Source organism: Floridaenema flaviceps BLCC-F50, assembly GCF_041929275.2.
Classification (GTDB): domain Bacteria; phylum Cyanobacteriota; class Cyanobacteriia; order Cyanobacteriales; family Aerosakkonemataceae; genus Floridanema; species Floridanema flaviceps.
The window spans coordinates 1,282,216-1,298,060 of sequence record NZ_JBHFNR020000002.1 but is presented as its reverse complement, the minus strand read 5'-3'; the positions used below and the strand labels follow the sequence as shown (position 1 = coordinate 1,298,060).

Annotated in this window: 15 protein-coding genes; 6 read left to right on the top strand and 9 right to left on the bottom strand. The window is 41.9% G+C overall.

Going from position 1 to position 15,845, the window contains the following annotated elements; translation table 11 throughout:
* Positions 1-14 precede the first annotated feature (14 nt).
* Positions 15-161, bottom strand: a complete 147-nt coding sequence (locus ACE1CI_RS25890) for a hypothetical protein (protein WP_413261220.1) — start codon at positions 159-161, stop codon at positions 15-17.
* Positions 162-317: 156 nt separating this feature from the next.
* Between ACE1CI_RS25890 and ACE1CI_RS25885 the strand changes: the two genes are divergently transcribed.
* Positions 318-3,290, top strand: coding sequence for a lamin tail domain-containing protein (locus tag ACE1CI_RS25885; RefSeq protein ID WP_496615819.1), 2,973 nt, complete (start codon positions 318-320; stop codon positions 3,288-3,290).
* A gap of 62 nt (positions 3,291-3,352) precedes the next feature.
* Here the strand turns inward: ACE1CI_RS25885 and ACE1CI_RS25880 are convergent, their stop codons facing one another.
* Positions 3,353-4,249, bottom strand: coding sequence for an alpha/beta fold hydrolase (locus ACE1CI_RS25880; RefSeq protein WP_413261218.1), 897 nt, complete (start codon positions 4,247-4,249; stop codon positions 3,353-3,355).
* A 426-nt stretch (positions 4,250-4,675) separates the two neighbouring features.
* Positions 4,676-5,359 carry a phosphoribosyltransferase gene (locus ACE1CI_RS25875; RefSeq protein WP_413261217.1) on the bottom strand — a complete coding sequence of 228 codons (684 nt, stop codon included), beginning with the start codon at positions 5,357-5,359 and terminating at the stop codon, positions 4,676-4,678.
* 501 nt (positions 5,360-5,860) lie between these two features.
* Between ACE1CI_RS25875 and ACE1CI_RS25870 the strand changes: the two genes are divergently transcribed.
* Positions 5,861-6,562 carry a uracil-DNA glycosylase gene (locus ACE1CI_RS25870; RefSeq protein ID WP_413261216.1) on the top strand — a complete coding sequence of 234 codons (702 nt, stop codon included), beginning with the start codon at positions 5,861-5,863 and terminating at the stop codon, positions 6,560-6,562.
* 63 nt (positions 6,563-6,625) lie between these two features.
* Here ACE1CI_RS25870 and ACE1CI_RS25865 read toward each other — a convergent pair whose 3' ends face one another.
* From ACE1CI_RS25865 to tyrS, 3 genes are all read right to left on the bottom strand, one after another.
* Positions 6,626-7,192 (bottom strand): hypothetical protein, encoded by a 567-nt coding sequence (locus ACE1CI_RS25865; protein ID WP_413264122.1) that lies wholly within the window; start codon positions 7,190-7,192, stop codon positions 6,626-6,628.
* 186 nt (positions 7,193-7,378) lie between these two features.
* On the bottom strand, positions 7,379-8,098 hold the full coding sequence (gene pyrF / locus ACE1CI_RS25860) for an orotidine-5'-phosphate decarboxylase (protein WP_413264121.1): 720 nt from the start codon (positions 8,096-8,098) through the stop codon (positions 7,379-7,381).
* A 2-nt stretch (positions 8,099-8,100) separates the two neighbouring features.
* Positions 8,101-9,333, bottom strand: a complete 1,233-nt coding sequence (tyrS, locus tag ACE1CI_RS25855) for a tyrosine--tRNA ligase (protein ID WP_413264123.1) — start codon at positions 9,331-9,333, stop codon at positions 8,101-8,103.
* Positions 9,334-9,673: 340 nt separating this feature from the next.
* On the opposite strand from tyrS, the gene ACE1CI_RS25850 reads away from it, so the two are divergent.
* A complete protein-coding gene (locus ACE1CI_RS25850; RefSeq protein ID WP_413264120.1) occupies positions 9,674-11,590 on the top strand; it encodes a transglycosylase domain-containing protein in 1,917 nt (638 codons plus the stop codon).
* A gap of 124 nt (positions 11,591-11,714) precedes the next feature.
* Here the strand turns inward: ACE1CI_RS25850 and ACE1CI_RS25845 are convergent, their stop codons facing one another.
* Positions 11,715-12,038, bottom strand: coding sequence for a DUF1825 family protein (locus ACE1CI_RS25845; protein WP_413264119.1), 324 nt, complete (start codon positions 12,036-12,038; stop codon positions 11,715-11,717).
* 348 nt (positions 12,039-12,386) lie between these two features.
* Here ACE1CI_RS25845 and ACE1CI_RS25840 point away from each other — a divergent pair, with 348 nt between their 5' ends.
* Positions 12,387-12,758 carry an NINE protein gene (locus tag ACE1CI_RS25840; RefSeq protein WP_413264118.1) on the top strand — a complete coding sequence of 124 codons (372 nt, stop codon included), beginning with the start codon at positions 12,387-12,389 and terminating at the stop codon, positions 12,756-12,758.
* Between the two features lie 180 nt (positions 12,759-12,938).
* Entirely contained in the window at positions 12,939-13,499 is a 561-nt protein-coding gene (locus ACE1CI_RS25835; protein ID WP_413264117.1) for a ComEA family DNA-binding protein, read from the top strand.
* A 198-nt stretch (positions 13,500-13,697) separates the two neighbouring features.
* Here the strand turns inward: ACE1CI_RS25835 and lepB are convergent, their stop codons facing one another.
* Positions 13,698-14,303, bottom strand: coding sequence for a signal peptidase I (lepB, locus tag ACE1CI_RS25830; protein ID WP_413264116.1), 606 nt, complete (start codon positions 14,301-14,303; stop codon positions 13,698-13,700).
* Between the two features lie 311 nt (positions 14,304-14,614).
* Between lepB and ACE1CI_RS25825 the strand changes: the two genes are divergently transcribed.
* A complete protein-coding gene (locus tag ACE1CI_RS25825; RefSeq protein ID WP_413264115.1) occupies positions 14,615-14,821 on the top strand; it encodes a hypothetical protein in 207 nt (68 codons plus the stop codon).
* A gap of 156 nt (positions 14,822-14,977) precedes the next feature.
* Here ACE1CI_RS25825 and ACE1CI_RS25820 read toward each other — a convergent pair whose 3' ends face one another.
* Entirely contained in the window at positions 14,978-15,808 is an 831-nt protein-coding gene (locus tag ACE1CI_RS25820) for a transglutaminase-like domain-containing protein (RefSeq protein ID WP_413264114.1), read from the bottom strand.
* Positions 15,809-15,845 lie beyond the last annotated feature (37 nt).

Below are 15,845 nucleotides of genomic sequence, written 5' to 3'. Positions count from 1 at the left end.
TTACAACGAACCGATCAACAATTATTTGTTACCCATTTGTTGATGATGCTGTTTACTTGATCTGGTACTTCATCATGAGCGCAATGTCCGGCTTGGAGAAAATATTTGCTTAAATCAGGATAATGATGGTATAACTTTTTACCTTGTTCTTTACCAATCATCCAAGGTCAGCATTTCCGCAAATTAACAACAAAGGACAAGCTAATAGTTTGAGTAAAAAGTCAACTTTTTGCTATCATTTAGCAATGGAAAGTATAACTTAAAAAGTTAATATTTTTTTACATTACATAAAGTAGTTCGCAAAAAATCTTTAAATCATGAGTAATTCACAGGGCAAAATCGTAGTTAATGCAGACGAGTGGACGTTTAGCGATCGCGGCTTCCAAAAAGCACCTGATGCAGCCACACTCGCGATTAATCTTGCCAAATACTTTGTGGGAGACGAGAAAGGCAAATTTCATGTACTTTCTAATAATTGGAGTTTAACGGAATCGTCCTTAGAGGAAACGATGACCAAATCCGGTCATACTTGGACTAAGGGAATGAATATCCCGATTAATTTAGCAACCCTGAGTCAATATGATGGGATTTTTATCGGTGGCGATCCGATCGATAACCAAGTTTTAATTGAATATGTGAAAAATGGTGGCAAGGTTTATCTTTGCGCGGCTACAAGTGAAGTAGGATCGCAATTAGAAGCAAAAAATTGGAATACTTTCCTAACAGCATTTGGTCTGAAGCTGGAAAAATTAAATAATACTGTTAGGGAAAATGTGGCTGTGAATAAAAATCACCCACTATTTTCAGGAGTAAAAACTCTTTATCAAGATCAAGGTATCCAGATTATTGATTTACAACCCGATTCCCCACACAATCAGATCATCCTCACTAATAGTAATGGTCAAGGGTTAATGGCTACGGCTGAATTTATTAAAGTCCCTGTGCCTAAACCGTTGAATGGCAGAATTGTAGTTAATGCAGATGAATGGACTTTCAGCGATCGAGGGTTCCAAAATGCACCTGATACAGCCACATTTGCGAATAATCTTGCCAAATACTTTGTCGGAGACGAGAAAGGCAAATTTCATGTACTTTCTAATAATTGGGGTTTAACGGAATCGTCCTTAGAAGAAACTATGACCAAATCCGGTCATACTTGGACTAAGGGAATGGATATCCCCATTAATTTAGCAACCTTGGAACAATATGATGCAATTTTTATCGGTGGCGATCCGATCGATAACCAAGTTTTAATTGAATATGTGAAAAATGGTGGCAAGGTTTATCTCTGGGCTGGTACAGGTCAAGGAGGATCGCAATTAGAAGCAAACAATTGGAATACTTTCCTAGCAGAATTTGGTCTAAAGCTGCAAAAATCATCTAATACTGTTAGCGAAAATGTGGTTGTTAATAAAAATGATCCACTATTTTCAGGAGTAAAAACTCTTTATCAAGATCGGGGTATCCACATTATTGATTTACAACCCGATTCCTCACTTAATCAGATCATCCTCACTAATAATACTAGTGGTCAAGGGTTAATGGCTACGGCTGAATTTATTAAAACCCCCATCCGCCAAACCGCGACCCAAACAACACCCGCACTGGAAGTACTAGTTGATGTCACTCCGGCGCTAGAACCAGAGATCGCGCCGGAAGCACCAGTGGAAATAACTCCCGCGCTAGAACCAACACCCGCACTGGAAGTACTAGTTGATGTCACTCCCGCGCTAGAACCAGCGATCGCGCCCGAAGCACCAGTGGAAATAACTCCCGCGCCAGAACCAACACCCACACTGGAAGTACTAGTTGATGTCACTCCGGCGCTAGAACCAGCGATCGCGCCCGAAGCAGTAGTGGAAATAACTCCGGCGCTAGAACCAGAGATCGCGCCCGAAGCACCAGTGGAAATAACTCCCGCGCTAGAACCAATACCCACACTTGAAGTATTAGTTGATGTCACTCCGGCGCTAGAACCAGAGATCGCGCCCGAAGCAGTAGTGGAAATAACTCCGGCGCTAGAACCAGAGATCGCGCCCGAAGCAGTAGTGGAAATAACTCCGGCGCTAGAACCAGAGATCGCGCCCGAAGCAGTAGTGGAAATAACTCCGGCGCTAGAACCAGAGATCGCGCCCGAAGCAGTAGTGGAAATAACTCCCGCGCTAGAACCAACACCCGCACTTGAAGCAGTAGTGGAAATAACTCCCGCGCTAGAACCAACACCCGCACTTGAAGTACTAGTTGATGTCACTCCCGCGCTAGAACCAGAGATCGCGCCCGAAGCAGTAGTGGAAATAACTGCCGCGCTAGAACCAGCGATCGCACTTGAAGCACTAGTGGAAATAACTGCCGCGCTAGAACCAGCGATCGCATCTCTTCCACCAGTTGATGAAACTCCGGCGCTAGAACCAGCAGTTGATGAAACTCCGGCGCTAGAACCAGCAGTTGATGAAACTCCGGCGCTAGAACCAGCAGTTGATGAAACTCCCGCGCCAGAACCAACACCCGAACCTTCAGTAAGTGACACGGAAGAATTTACCATCACCGCAACTACAGATGTCACTATTTCCAAACTATTTTATAAAGGTGAAGTCAAACGTACTCAATCCGATGAATATATAGAGATTAGCAATCTCGGCAACAGTCCAGCTAATATCTCCGATTGGAAAATCACTTCTGGGGGTAGCCAGAAGCAATCGTTCACCTTCCCAGAAGGAACTATATTGGAAGGTGGCAAGAGTTTCCGCGTTTATACGAACGAAGTACATCCTGAAACTGGTGGTTTCTCTTATGGTAGTAAAAGTGCTATTTGGAATGATGCCGGGGATGAAGCTAAACTTTTTGATGCCGCAGGAAACAATGTTTCTACTTTAGCTTATGGAAAAAATACCGTAGCTGGCATCACACAAGAATTACAAGTTTCGCAATTAAAGTTTGTTGCTAGTTATGCTGTAATTAACAAACAAATGGCTTTAGGAGGAAAAGTCACATTTACCGAAGCTGTATCTTTAGCAATTAAGAGTTTTCTTGAGGATGATAGTAATGCTAACAGTCCTTTAGCATTAATTCGTAAAGATCCTGTTGCTTTTGGTTTATCGACTCGTGTTACTAAAGCAATGGCTATTGAAAGATTGCGTTATTTTATGAACGAGGAAGGAACATTGAGTTTACTTCCAACAGCTAAACGTAGCACTGGAGAAAACGGGGAAACAGTGGAGGAAAATTGGATTTTTGAGCTATCACTGGGAGCATTTGGTGAGACAACCTTCTATACAGTTGTGCCACGTTAATAACAATTAAAAATCAGGTTCGTTGTAAGCGCTTCAGCGCTGAAGCGCTTACAACGAACCAGTTAGCAATTAGTTGTTACCCATTGGTTGATGATGCTGTTTACTTGTTCTGGTACTTCATCATGAGGGCAATGTCCGGCTTGCAGAAAATATTCGGTTAAATCAGGATAATAATGGCGAAACTTTTTGCCTCTTTCTTTAGCATTCATCCAAGGATCGGCTTCTCCCCAAATTAATAATAAAGGACAAGCTAATTCTTTGAGTAAAATATCAACTTTTTCGCCTTGACGAGTGCTAAAAACCGAAGCAAAAACTTCAGGAGCACCAGGATCGCACGAAGCACGGTGAATTTCCTGAACTAATCTATCGGTAACTGCACTTCGATCGAGGTAAACTTTTTCCAAAGTTTGGCGAATTACCCAAGGTTGACGGATGTATTGAAATAGGAGAAAATTTGCCCAAGGTTGGCGGAGAATTGATAATACTAATTCACCCCAAATTTTTCTGACTAAATCAGGTTCGGGTTGTGGTTCAATTTCTGTAAATGGCCCTGCACTGTTGAGTAAAATTACGCCTTTTGCAGTGTTGGGACGTTGGGCGGCGACACATAAAGAAGCATAGCCTCCTAATGAGTTTCCGGCTAAAACTACGGGTTTACCAATTACTTGAGTGATAAAATCATGTAATTGATCGCGCCACAAATCGCCGCTGTAATCCCAATTTGGTTTAGCGGAACGACCAAATCCTAACAGATCGATCGCCCAAACCTCAAAATCTTTACTCAACCCATGAATATTTTTCCGCCAATGATCTGTGGAAGCACCAAATCCATGAATCAACAGCAGCGGAGGACGTTCTGGATGAGATTTTCCAGCCCGCACATAATATATTTGCTGTTGTCGCCATTGCCAATAAGCACCAGGAATAGAATCTTGTGAGGAAACGAGAGTTGCCGACATTTTTTCCAGAATTATGAGAACCTGGTTAAATATCGTAACAAGGTATGGGGACTGGGGACTGGGGACAAGGGGACAAGGGGGCAAGGGGACAAGGGGACAAGGGGACAAGGGGACAAGGGGATAAGGGGATAAGGGGATAAGGGGATAAGGGGATAAGGGGATAAGGGGGCATTATTGAATTTCAAAGAACCGTTAGCTCAACGGGGATTGCTTGTGGAGAGTTAAGTAAACTTAATGGTTCGACCATTAAGGATTCGATGAAGCAAGAAGAAAACATTGAATTTACTATGTTTCCAGCTTCGTTCTGTGACCAAAGTAAGTTTGAGTAAGTTTTTCGGAGCGGAAACTTAGCTTTTATCTTTTACCCTTTCCCCTTTAACCTTTACCCTTTCCCCTTCTTTTCCTTCTGCCTTCTGCCTTCTGCCCTCAGCCCTCAGCCTCTTTGCTACCATTGACTTGTTGTAAACAACTGATGGCTTCTTCTATTTCTAATTGGGGAAACTCGTTATAAAAACGGCTGACACTGGGGAAATTTTGGGGTTGAGCTAGGACGATCGCTTTATCACTCCATTCTTGTAACATTTTCATTAAAGCCAAAGGTGCGACTGGAGTGGCAATCCAAACCGCAGCAGGTCTTTTTAAGCGCAAAGAAAGAATCGCTACAGCAGTTGTCATGCCTGTGGCAATGCCATCATCGATTAAAATGGCGATCGCACCTTCTGCGCTAAGATTCGGGCAATAAGGCGCTAAGTGTTCCAATTGCGCTTGGGCTTTCGCTTTTGCTTCTTGAAAAGCTAACTGTAAACTAGCATCACTTTTAGCTTCGGGTAATCTACTTGACCAAATTACTAACCCATCTGCCGTTACAGCACCAATAGCCAATTCTGGATCTTCTGGACGAGCAATTTTTTTCGCGCTAATAATTTCTAAAGGACAACCTAGTTTTAAAGCGACTGGAGAGGCAACAGGCAAACCACCGCGAGGCAGCGCATAGACAATTGGTGAGACAGAAACCCCCGACGCTTTAACTAGGTTGATCTCTGCCTCAATTGCTTCGGCTAATTGTATTCCGGCACTGTTGCGATCGCAAAACAGTACACAATGTGGCATACTCTATCTCCGTCACTTGGCAGTAGGATTGCCTGCTACACAAAACTTGGTTAAACTTAATTCAAGTTTCACCATTCAACTAGAAATGGATCATTTCTAGAGGGTTTGCTTCCTGCTTCTGCCAAGGTAGACGGCTACTTCTTGTCCACAGGCGTAAATTCGGATGTAGCCCACCCTATTTGACTTTATGTGTTAACTAACAGTTAATTTTGAAGCTTTTAGCCATTGTTCATCCATTATTTTCCACCTATTTAACGAATCGTGGACTCCCGTTCGACCTTATGTACAGGCTGGTTAGTTTTGAATCGACTGTGGTTTACAAACCAGATGTTTTTTTAGCCTTGGTTTTCAGCTTTCAATTAATTTTAGCACCTTTTTTTCTGGGCAAACTTATCCAATTTGAGCAAGAATAGACAGTATTTAGATCATTATTTGGCTATTTAGTCAAACTCCATCTTGACCGATAGTATAATTTTGTGCTAATAAAATCTTTTTTTCGTGATGTCTGACGCAGAACAAGGTAATCTCTTTGACCTTTCCGACTTTAGTGCATCTCCCGCTAAACCAGATTTTTCCCCAAATCTGATTCCCACAGATGCCAAAATTCCCATTCCTCCCGGAACCTACCAAACTATGACTGAGATGGCAGAACATTGTAACCGTTGCCATCGCTGCGAATTAGGAAATCATCGCACCAATGCAGTTGTCGGCAGAGGCAACCCCCAAGCTGATTTAATGATAATTGGAGAAGCGCCGGGACAAACCGAAGACGAAACCGGATTACCATTTGTCGGTAAAGCAGGGCAACTATTAGAAAAAATCTTAGCTGCTGTTCAATTGGACAGTGAAAAAGACGTATATATTTCTAACATTAATAAATGCCGCCCTCCAGGAAATCGCGTTCCCACCAATGAAGAGATGAACGCTTGCAAACCTTATTTATTAGAACAAATTCGCATGGTAGATCCCAAAATTATTTTATTAGCTGGGGCAACTGCGGTTAAAGGTTTAACAGGCGAAAAAAAGGGAATCACTAAAATTCGTGGTGAATGGATGGAATGGGAAAATCGTTTCTGTATGCCAATTTTCCATCCTTCTTATTTATTAAGGAATCCCTCCAGAGAACAAGGAAGTCCCAAGTGGTTAATGTGGCAAGATATCCAAACAGTAAGAGCGAAATTCGACCAAATTCGTAACCAGTAATAGGTACGTTGTTGCGCTGTCTTCGCTAAAGAAAGGCGAAGACAGCGCAACAACGTACTTCAACTAAGGTTTAATTACGCCTGCACGACAATCTCTTAACCAAAGTTGCACCGCTTGTCCAATAATTCCCGTACTACTTTCTCTAGGAGCAGTAGGGACATTTTGTGTAGGAAAAGACCCTAATTGAGAATATAACATTACCGATCGCCACCCACTATCACTTCTTACCAAAAACAACCAATGATAATGCTGCAATAAATCCGCCCGATTACTCAAATACTGTTTTTCCAAAGTAGTAAAAAACACCTGTTTTGGCACACCTTCCCCCTCAACTGGTGCTGCTGGCGAATAAACACCAGGGCCAAGAGTTAACGGCGCAAATTCCGGCTTTCCAGCTAAAATAACATAAGTTCCGCTCGGAGAATCGATCGGATTACTTCTACTAGTTACCCGATTAGCATAACTGGGTAAATCTCGTAATAATAAATTAATTAAACTTTCCAAATCAGCAGGACAAACATAATTTTGGCTGTTAGCTGATGAATTTTCTAATAACACCGAAGTCAGGAAACAAAGGAAATAAAAGAAAAGTCGAAAAACTCCCTTCCTTGTTAAATTTTGACTTCTCATATCATTGCAAAGTTTGAAACTATAAATCTATAATACTCAACAAAAAATCTCTCTATACATCTGCGTTCATCTGCGTTTATCTGCTTTCATCTGCGTTCTAAAAAAAGATTTGCGGAAGAGTTAGATAATTTATGGAACCGCAGAGACGCAGAGAACACAGAGAGAAGAAAAGAGAAAATTTTTGACTTAAATATTCGCTAATTCATCGCCAATTTTTGCCCAAGCTTCTTGAGGATTGGTAGCAGCAGTAATGGGGCGACCAATTACTAAATAATCTGCCCCTGCTTTAATAGCTTCACTAGGCGTAAATGTGCGGCTTTGATCGCCTGTTTCTGCCCATTTGGGGCGCACTCCGGGACAAACTAAGAGAAATTCATCGCCGCAAACTTGACGCAGTTGTGCTGCTTCTTGGGGCGAACAAACTGCGCCATCTAAACCGGATTCTTTGGCTAAAACTGCCATTTGTAAAGCGTATTCTGGCAATTCAATTGGCACTTTTAAATCAAAAGCTAAATCCCTGGAATTCAAGCTAGTTAATAAGGTAATTGCGATGAGTTTCGGTGGCGGATAACCTGCTTCTGCTGCACCTTCGACTAATGCGGTTTTGGCAGCTTGTAAAGCTTTTCTGCCACAAGTAGCATGAATGGTGAGTAAGTCAATTCCGTATTTTCCGGCGGCGCGACAAGCACCAGCGACGGTGTTAGGAATGTCGTGTAATTTTAGGTCGAGGAAAATGCGTTTTTGGCGGTCTTTGAGAGTAGGGAGGATTTCGGCACCAGTGCTGACAAATAATTCTAATCCGACTTTCCAAAATTGTACTTCAGGAAGTTGGGAAAGAAGTGCGATCGCATCCTCCTCCCGCGAAACATCTAAAGGCACAATCACCTTTTCTGCTGCTAACACCATCTTTACTTCACCAGTCGGACAAACTTATTTTTTCCTAACTGCAATACCTTACCATACAACGACTCTGGAGAATCAAAAGTTAAATTTACATCCGTCTTTTGTTCCCCATCAATTCGCACCCCTCCCCCTTGAATTTGTTTTCGCGCCTCCGAACTACTTTTACACAAACCACAAGCACTCACAACATAAAAGAATTTTGCCGGAAAATTCACCCCTGCCAAAGAAAACTCAGGAACAGTATCAGCTTGGAAAGTTTTTCCACCCACCAAATTTTCCGCATCCTTTTGTGCCTTTTGCGCCTCTGACTCACCGTGATATTGCGACACAATATCTAAAGCTAAAAGCTTTTGCCTTTCCCTGGCATCACTTGGTAAATCATCCAAAGATTTATCACTCAACAATTCAAAATACTGTTTCACCAAACTATCTGGCGTTTTTTCCAACTTTGAGTACATTGTTAAGGCATCTTCCCTTAACCCCACATAATTACCCAAAGACTTAGACATTTTTTGTTTGCCATCAGTACCCAGCAAAATTGGCATCAACATTCCAAACTGCGGCGTTAAACCAAAATGTCGTTGTAAATCTCTTCCCACCGCAATATTAAACTTTTGATCGGTCCCGCCTAATTCTACATCCGCCTCAACCGCAACCGAATCATAACCCTGCATCAAAGGGTAAAGAAACTCATGCAGAAAAATCGGACTTTGCTGCTTGTAGCGTAAATCAAAACCTTCCTTTTCCAACATTTGCCCGACAGTCATGGTGGCGAGTAATTCTAGAATTTTCGCCAAATCCAGTGTAGACAACCACTCCGAGTTGTAGCGAATTTCCAACCGTCCGGGAGTGTCAAAATCTAAAATGGGGCGCACTTGTTCTAAGTAAGTTTGGGCATTTTGCGCCACTTCTTCGGGAGTTAACTGGCGACGTACTTCGGATTTTCCGGTCGGATCGCCAATTCGGGCGGTAAAATCACCTATGATCAACACCGCTGTATGTCCAGCATCTTGAAAGGCGCGTAACTTGCGAACTGGGATACTATGGCCTAAATGGATATCAGCGCCAGTGGGGTCGATTCCGAGTTTGACTCGCAAAGGGCGATCGCTTTGTGCTAACCTTTGTGCCAGATTCTCATTCACATCCTGAGAATCAGTCACATTGGGGAAAATCTCGCTGATACCCCGGTACAGCTTGTTTAGATCTTGGGTAAAATTAAAAGATTTATCAGAGGTCATACTTGCCAAATGTCCAGAGGGTGCTAAACTCACTGGTTGACATCAAAAATAAAATCATCAGCCAGGTAAATCTAACCGCAAAACTTGTCAGAATATCAATGCTAACTCAATCAGGCCGACCTCGAAAACTCATCCTTCTCCAGAAACAGGCGAATAAATGTTATTTGTGGTACAGTTTGACCTTGGCAGTTCATAATCAGATCCCATAACAAGATGTCCCCACTTTCCCGTAATCAAAATCAATCCTTAGAATAGAGCAGTTATAAGTACTCAATTATCTAAACCCAGACAAATTATCCAGTTTTATTCACTACAGTCGCGTTGAGGAAGTCAAATCGCCGTGTCGTCTAATACACTCCGACAAAAGCCATCCGGCACTAACGCATCTAGCTTTCAATTTGTACAGACCATTGCTAAAGTTACTGGTGGCACGCTTTTGAGTGTTACCATGCTAACCACTTCCGTTGTTGCAGGAGGATTGGTTGGCCTTGCGATTAGCTTCCGCAATTTGCCAGATGTGAGAGTTTTACGCACTTACGCCCCCACAGAAACTTCTCACATTTATGACATTAAAGGTAAATGGCTGGCTAGTATTCACGGGGAAGCTAATCGGGAAGTTGTCCTCCTGGATAAAATTTCTCCCGAACTGAAGCGAGCAGTATTAGCCATTGAAGATAGCCATTTCTATCTGCATCACGGCATTAACCCCAGCAGTATTGGTCGGGCGCTTAAAGCTAACTGGGAAAGGGGTAATGTGGTAGAGGGTGGTTCTACTCTCACTATGCAGTTGGTGAAAAACGTTTTTCTCTCCCACAAAAGGGCTTTTAGCCGCAAAGTGGCAGAAGCGGTAATGGCAATTCGCTTAGAACAAATTCTCACCAAAGACCAAATTTTAGAGTTGTACTTAAATCAGGTTTATTGGGGACACAACAATTACGGGATACAAACTGCGGCAGAAAGTTATTTTAATAAGACTGCTTCTGAGTTAAATTTGGCAGAATCAGCAATGTTGGCGGGTATTATCCAAGCGCCAGAAGAATACAGCCCCTTTGTCAACTATAAGTTAGCCAAACAGCGTCAGGCTTTAGTTTTATCCCGGATGCGGGAGTTAAACTGGATTACACCGCAGGAAGAAGCCGCTGCGAGAAAGCAACCTTTAAAAATGGGTAAGGTGACATCTTTCCAAGGCAGTCAGTTACCTTATGTTACTGACGCGGTGAAGCAAGAGTTAATTCAGAAGTTCGGGCGGGAAACGGTGCAAAAGGGTGGAATGCGGGTGCAAACCACGATCGATGTTGGCTTCCAGCGCATGGCGGAAGATTTTATCGCCAACGAACATCGGAGATTACAACGTCGCGGTCTTTGGAGGACGGAACTGGCATTGGCAGCTGTTGACCCGCGCACCCATTTTATTAAGGCGATGGTCGGGGGTTCTGATTACGAAAAGAGTCAGTTTAACCGTGCTATCCAAGCTATCAGGCAGCCCGGTTCTGCTTTTAAGCCGTTTGTTTACTACGCGGGTTTTGCTTCCGGTAGATTTACCCCTGACTCAACTGTTTACGATACTCCAGTACGCTATCGTGATGGGATTCGGGGTTATTATCCCAGAAACTACGATAATACTTTTGCCGGACCAATGAGTATTCGGCAGGCATTGGCGATATCGCGCAACGTTCCAGCTGTAAAAATGGGACGTGCTGTGGGATTGGATAAGGTAATTGAAATTTGCCGCACTTTGGGAATTAAAAGCCCAATGGAACCTGTGATTTCTTTGCCTTTGGGTGCTATTGGTTTGACACCAATGGAAATGGCTTCTGCTTATGCGACTTTTGCTAATAATGGTTGGCAGTCGGATACTACTTTAATTGTGCAGGTGACTGATACTCAGAATAATGTCATCCTAGATAATACGCCGAAACCTAAGTTGGTTCTCGATCCTTGGGCTGCTGCTTCTACTACCAGTATTATGCAATCGGTAATTAATGGCGGCACCGGAAAATTGGCGAGTATTGGTCGTCCCGCTGCGGGAAAAACTGGTACTACTTCTTCGGAAAAGGATGTTTGGTTTGTGGGTTATGTTCCCCAGTTATCTGTGGCGATTTGGATCGGTCGAGATGATAACCGACGTTTAGCTTCTGGTGTTACGGGTGGTCACTATGCGGCACCGATTTGGCGGAATTTTATGAATCGGGCTTTGGATGGTGTACCTGTGGAGTACTTTGCCCCACCTTCTAAATTTAAGCGTCCTCGTCCTTAGTTGAATTGATGCGGACAAGGGGAAAGGGTAAAGGGTAAAGAACAAAGGAGTTTTTTACCCTTTACTCTTTTTTGCCATTAAGCTAATCATTGAGTTAACTTCATTGCCAGAGTGACAAAATTGGTTAGGGCTGTTTGTCTAATTCGGATTTCATCCGTTCTAGGGTGAGGTGCATTTGGTCGAACATTTGCTGAGGTGTGATCCCAAATTGATTTAGCTGGGTTTTTAGTTGCTGTATGGTCATTTGAGCCATGAAATCCTCAGATAGTTCAAAGCGTTTCATAAATATACGGTAGCGCTCCATGAGCGATTCCCATTGTTCTATGAATAGCTTTTTGCCCTCGCGATCGAATTTCCCGTAGTTTCCCCCGATTTGAATCAGGGATTGATATTCTTCGGATAGTTGTTTTAGTTCCTGTTGAACGATCTCAGAGTCAAAAAATCCCATTTTGTTTTAATTAATCTGAACTTTTTAATTCAGTAGGTCTTGTATTAGTTGTGTTCTTATTTTAGTCCAGGCAGGATTGCTTCTTCAAATGATAAGCTGGGCTATTTCTCTGTAATGTAAGCCCTTCGCATTCCCCTGTCCATCAATTATCCGGTAATTTGTAATTAGCAAGTGGGAAATCCCGAACAGTTGAGGCTTTGATGGTTGAAGAAATCTCTATCATAGATACAGATGAGTGTTGTTGCGGTGACAAAATACTTAGTTACTGTTGTGGCTAAGTTTGGCAAAACGACGCTAAATTAATGGGTTAACTACAATTTTTTACTCTTTGAGGGTTGACGCAATATTATGTTAACTAAGCCGAAAAATCGAAGGGTAGCGGCAATGCTGGCATTTAGTGGAACTTTAGTTCCAGTTGCGGGACTGCATAAGTTTTATTTGGGACAGCCGCTATGGGGTGTTTGTTATTTGTTGCTATCCTGGACTCCGATACCGCGTGTGGCGAGTGCGATCGAAGGTTTTTGGTATTTAGTCCAAGACTCACAAGAGTTCGATCGCAATTTTAATGTCGAGGCTGGTGCCGCTTTCCCATCTACTATCGATCCGCAAAATGTCAATGCTCTGGCTGATGCTTTGCGCCAATTGGAAAGTCTCCGTCAAGAGGGACTAATTTCTGAGTACGAATTTGAACAAAAACGCCGACAATTACTTAATGTTTAAGTAGGGGTAATTCATGAATTGCCAACACTTTGTAGGGGTAATTCATGAATTGCCAACACTGAGTTTTGCGTTATTAATTCAAAATTCAAAACTCATTACTTATAACTTTTGCCAGAAAATATTCGCTCCCCATCTGAAATCTAAAATCTAAAACTTAAAATCAATTAGAGGTAAGGGATAATGGCTCCTGAAAATTGGTTGAGCTCTTTTACTCCTGGGTGGCAGAATTTAAGTTTACCACAAATGGCGATTCGCAATCGTTTATTAAAAGACCCTTATTATCGATTTGGGTCGATCGAAGAAGTTGTTATAGCAGCAAGTTTAGGAATTAAAATTGATGTGAATCAAGCGACTGTTGATGATTGGTTGAGATTACCAGGGTTGTCGATTCATCAGGCGCGATCGCTTGTGGAACTTAGCCGCAATGGCATCCAATTTCATTGCTTGGAAGATATTGCTGCTGCTTTAAGTTTGTCAGTGCAACGATTACAACCTTTAGCACCTATTCTACAATTTTGTTACTACGATGTGGAAAGCATTTATTCACCACAACTAATTAATCCTAATACTGCTACTAGTGAAATGTTAAGTAAAATCCCCGGTGTAGATAGTTTGTTAGCTGATAAAATTGTCGCCAATCGAGAATCCTCTGGCTTTTATCGCAATTTAGTAGATTTCCAAAATCGCCTATCTTTACCAAGTGAATTAATTAGTCAGTTGATGCACCATTTACGCTTTTAGGTCATTGGTCATTGGTCATTAGTCATTGGTCATTAGTGAAACTAGATAAAGATATTCATCTGTGTTCATCTGTGGTAAAAAAAAACAACTCCTGCAAAAACCGATAACCTGCTCTATACCATCTGCATTCATCTACGTACAAAAAATGCAGAACCTTACGAACTCTAATGACCAATGACCAATGACCAATGACAAAAATTATTTTTTAGTTACAAAACCGATGCGATCGAAAGGCCAAAATCGAAACCAAGCGCGACCAATAATATTGTCAGTCGGTAAAAAGCCCCAAATATGGGAATCATTACTATTATTGCGGTTATCACCCATAACAAATACTTGATTTTCTGGGACTCGTTTGGGTCCCCAACGATAATCAGGTGCTTCGGCGATATAATCTTCTTTTAGGGGTTTGTTATTAATATAAACTTTGCCGTTAGCGACGCTGACTGTTTGCCCAGATTCGCCAATTACTCGTTTAATAAAAGCTTGGTCTTTAGCATAACCTTGAATTTGTAATTGGGTGGGTGGTTCAAAAACTACGATATCGCCCATTTCGGGTGGATGGAAGCGATAGGAGACTTTTTCTACGACTAAGCGATCGCCTAACTGCAAAGTCGGTATCATCGAATCTGAGGGAATAAAACGCGGTTCCGCTATAAAGGTGCGAATTAACAACGCTAACCCCAAGGCTATGCTTAGAATGAGCAAATTTTCCTTTATTTGTCGCCAGACTTTTGCTACCCCGACGCTTTGCGAAGCTGACTCAGTAGGAGAATCTTTTAATTCTTGGTCTTTATACTGCATAAATTGTTATTTGTGATACAAAAACGAAACTAGTTTTCTCATAGAGATATAGAGCCATATTACTCACCGAATCAATCTTTCTCTAGTTTCATGCTAAAGACAGATGAAATTGGATAAATTATGGCACTACATAGAATTCAATGAAGCCTAAGAAGCGATCTTTCACTTAGAAGATGCACGAAATATTAGAACTATGAATCTATCACAATTTAGTTGCCGGAAACATTACAAGGAGTTATAGAGTCATAGTTATAAGCAAATTTTAAGGATACTTGAACATGGGCTTATTAGTTCTTTTTTGAGGAGGTGCTATGATTTTAATCCGTGATGTGGTACAACAGGCTTTAAACACTGGGTATTTAACTATAGAAGCCGAAAACTTACTGCGACAACTTTTAAGCCAAAAGTATGAGTCAGAAGACTTAAATGCTTTTCTGAAGTTACAATTAGCAGCTATGGCTGGTTATGTTAAGCAAGAGTCTCGCGAGTTAGTTCAGGCTAACAGTTGCGCTTGTTAGTTTTTGTTAGCGATCGATCTAAAGTGGGAAGGAAACGGGGAACAGGGAACAGATATTTCATTTAGTTTGTCCTAGCTTGAGTTGGTAGCCCGTTTCATCAATTTAAAATCGTCGGAAGGCAAAAACAGGTGTTCAGTAATACTTGTTACGCACACGCTACGCGATCGCGATCGCCTCACCCATATTATCAGGCTCCTTTTCTTCCGAAAGTTGGTCTACAGAAATCTTCATTTCTTCCAACTTTACCGAACCAAAAATAGTGGCTACAGAAACGTCAGCCGCATCTCTACCTGTACCAACGCGAATAAAACCCTCTTTTGGTGCTAAATTTGTCGCATCAAACAAATACCAGCGATCGCCCAAATAAGCCTCAAACACCGCATGAAAATCTTGCGGTTCTAACTGATAAGCATACACACTCACAAAACGTGCAGGTATATTTAAAGCGCGACAAAAAGCCACACCTAAATGAGCAAAATCTCGACAAACACCCGCCCTTTGCATCGCCGTGTCATAAGCAGAAGTTTGGGAATTACTACTTCCAGAAAGATACGTCACCTTTTCATAAATCCAATCACAAATCGCCGCAACTCTCTGATAACCAGGTTCTAAATTATTAAACTCACTTTGCACTAAACCAAATAACATATCTGATTGACAATAGCGACTAGGATAAAGATATTTAAAAGTCTCCATTGGTAATTCGGATGGTGGTACTTCTGCAATATCTTTACCACCTGTGAAAAAATGCGACAAATCTACTGTTGCTTGGTAGTTTACCGCCAAGTTACCTACAGGCGCAACTAAGCGAACATAGCGATTTCTATTCTCATCAACAATCAATTCATCAAATGTTAATTGCGGCTCGACTTGTAATTCTTCAGCAATAATCTTTTGGAAATCATTTCTGACAACCTGCACATTAAAAATAAAAGTGCTCGGTTGATTGATTGTATAAACTAATTGCGAATTTACTTTATATTTCATGATCGGGATTTACAGGATTTTTGATTAGATCCCCGAC

What these genes read in the sequence shown, in the direction of transcription:
- ACE1CI_RS25865 (WP_413264122.1), bottom strand. Translation starts at nt 7,192, where the DNA reads ATGAGAAGTCAAAATTTAACAAGGAAGGGAGTTTTTCGACTTTTCTTT.
- ACE1CI_RS25820 (WP_413264114.1), bottom strand. Translation starts at nt 15,808, where the DNA reads ATGAAATATAAAGTAAATTCGCAATTAGTTTATACAATCAATCAACCG.
- ACE1CI_RS25870 (WP_413261216.1), top strand. Translation starts at nt 5,861, where the DNA reads ATGTCTGACGCAGAACAAGGTAATCTCTTTGACCTTTCCGACTTTAGT.
- ACE1CI_RS25880 (WP_413261218.1), bottom strand. Translation starts at nt 4,249, where the DNA reads ATGTCGGCAACTCTCGTTTCCTCACAAGATTCTATTCCTGGTGCTTAT.
- lepB (WP_413264116.1), bottom strand. Translation starts at nt 14,303, where the DNA reads ATGCAGTATAAAGACCAAGAATTAAAAGATTCTCCTACTGAGTCAGCT.
- ACE1CI_RS25835 (WP_413264117.1), top strand. Translation starts at nt 12,939, where the DNA reads ATGGCTCCTGAAAATTGGTTGAGCTCTTTTACTCCTGGGTGGCAGAAT.
- ACE1CI_RS25840 (WP_413264118.1), top strand. Translation starts at nt 12,387, where the DNA reads ATGTTAACTAAGCCGAAAAATCGAAGGGTAGCGGCAATGCTGGCATTT.
- pyrF (WP_413264121.1), bottom strand. Translation starts at nt 8,098, where the DNA reads ATGGTGTTAGCAGCAGAAAAGGTGATTGTGCCTTTAGATGTTTCGCGG.
- ACE1CI_RS25885 (WP_496615819.1), top strand. Translation starts at nt 318, where the DNA reads ATGAGTAATTCACAGGGCAAAATCGTAGTTAATGCAGACGAGTGGACG.
- ACE1CI_RS25875 (WP_413261217.1), bottom strand. Translation starts at nt 5,359, where the DNA reads ATGCCACATTGTGTACTGTTTTGCGATCGCAACAGTGCCGGAATACAA.
- ACE1CI_RS25890 (WP_413261220.1), bottom strand. Translation starts at nt 161, where the DNA reads ATGATTGGTAAAGAACAAGGTAAAAAGTTATACCATCATTATCCTGAT.
- ACE1CI_RS25845 (WP_413264119.1), bottom strand. Translation starts at nt 12,038, where the DNA reads ATGGGATTTTTTGACTCTGAGATCGTTCAACAGGAACTAAAACAACTA.
- ACE1CI_RS25825 (WP_413264115.1), top strand. Translation starts at nt 14,615, where the DNA reads ATGATTTTAATCCGTGATGTGGTACAACAGGCTTTAAACACTGGGTAT.
- tyrS (WP_413264123.1), bottom strand. Translation starts at nt 9,333, where the DNA reads ATGACCTCTGATAAATCTTTTAATTTTACCCAAGATCTAAACAAGCTG.